Origin of the sequence: uncultured Campylobacter sp. (genome assembly GCF_937997465.1) — a bacterium.
Classification (GTDB): domain Bacteria; phylum Campylobacterota; class Campylobacteria; order Campylobacterales; family Campylobacteraceae; genus Campylobacter_A.
In genome coordinates this window covers 1-1587 of sequence record NZ_CALKTQ010000227.1, presented here as the reverse complement: position 1 = coordinate 1587, position 1587 = coordinate 1, and the positions used below count along the sequence as shown (strand labels likewise).

The following is a 1587-nucleotide window of genomic DNA, read 5'->3' as shown; positions in this document are numbered from 1 at the left end:
ACTCACGTCGGTGTAAATTTTCGCCGAGCCGCCGTTATAATTGCCCGTGGATAAATGCATGTAAAATTTAAGCTTGCCGCCCTCTTGACGGATGACTTGGCTCACTTTTGCGTGCACCTTAAAGCCCGTGATGCCGTATATCACGTGCGCGCCGGCGTCTTCTAGGGCCTTTGCCCAGTGCAGGTTATTTTCCTCATCAAATCTCGCCTTCAGCTCGACCATTACGGTTACTTGCTTGCCGTCGTTTGCGGCGTCGATGAGAGCCTGGATGATAGGCGAGTTTTTATCGACGCGGTAGAGCGTCATGCGGATCGAGATCACGCGCGGGTCTTTGCTCGCCTCCCTGATAAACTGCACGACGGGATCAAAGCTCTCGTAGGGATGCACGACCAGCACGTCCTCTTTGTCGATGACGTCAAACATCGATAGGTGGCTGCTAAAAGGCGGCAGGGTCTTTGGCGCATACGGCGGCAGGCAGAGGTGGGAGAATTCTTTATTTCCCACGATTTGCCAGAGCGAATTTAACGTGAGCGGAACGGTGTACTCGTATATATCCTTATAAAAAATCTTCATGTGCGAGTTTAGAAACTCGACTATCTCGGCATCGGCGTCCTTTTGTATCTGCATGCGCACAAAGGCGCCTTTTCGGCGTAGCTTGAGCCCCTGCTCGAGGATCATCATAAAGTCATCCGCCTCTTCTTCCTCGATGACGATGTCGGCGTTCCTGGTAACCCTAAACGCCGCCGAGCTAAGCAGCTTGTAACCCGGGAAAATCTCCTCTGCGTGGCGGTGTACGATCGTTTCTATCGGCACGTAGACATTATCGGCCGCCTGATAAAACCTCGGCAAAACGCGCGAGATACGTATCATGCCAAATTTTATGATCTCTGGACTATCTGCGTCGGCAAGCTTGACAGCTAGGCTAAAGCTAAGGTTGTTTAGATGCGGATACGGATGCGTGGCGTCAACTGCGATAGGCACGATGACAGGCAAGATGTTTGAGAAAAAATACTCGTCGCATTTGGCGCGAAGTTCGGGTGAAATTTCGTCGTAATTTTTGATAAAAAGCCCGTTTTGCGCGAGCTCTTTTAGCGCGTCTTTATAGTGCTTTTCCACGAGTGCAAGCTCGTCTTTTATGTATTTTCTGATCTCTCTTAGCTGTTCGAGTGGACTCATGCCGTCGCTACCGCTAGCTGCGACTCCAGCGGCAAAAAGCTGCTTAAGCCCCGCGATGCGGATCATGTAAAATTCATCCAAATTAGTCATATAAATCGCGATAAATTTTAGCTTTTCAAGCGGCGGCAACACCTTTTCGCACTGAGCCAAAACGCGCGAGTTAAAGCGTAGCCAGCTAAGCTCGCGGTTGATAAAAACACTCTTTTTCTCATCCATTTTCCATCCTTTTTAAACTTTCATAAATTTTAGCGAATTTTCTCTTAAATCACGGCCTTTCCGAAAAGCCGTAAGTTTGTGTTATAATAAACGAAAAACAAATTAAGCTTCGGAAAAAATAGGCAAGGAAATAAGATGGAATATATTTGGGCGGTTATTATTTTATGCGTTGGCATGGCGGTCTTTTGGATTTTA

Annotated in this window: 1 protein-coding gene; it reads right to left on the bottom strand. The window is 47.9% G+C overall.

The annotated features are described in order from the left end of the window. Nucleotides 1-1392, bottom strand: a 1392-nt coding sequence (ppk1, locus tag Q0546_RS07615) for a polyphosphate kinase 1 (RefSeq protein WP_298791898.1), incomplete at its 3' end; no start/stop codon positions are given. Nucleotides 1393-1587 lie beyond the last annotated feature (195 nt).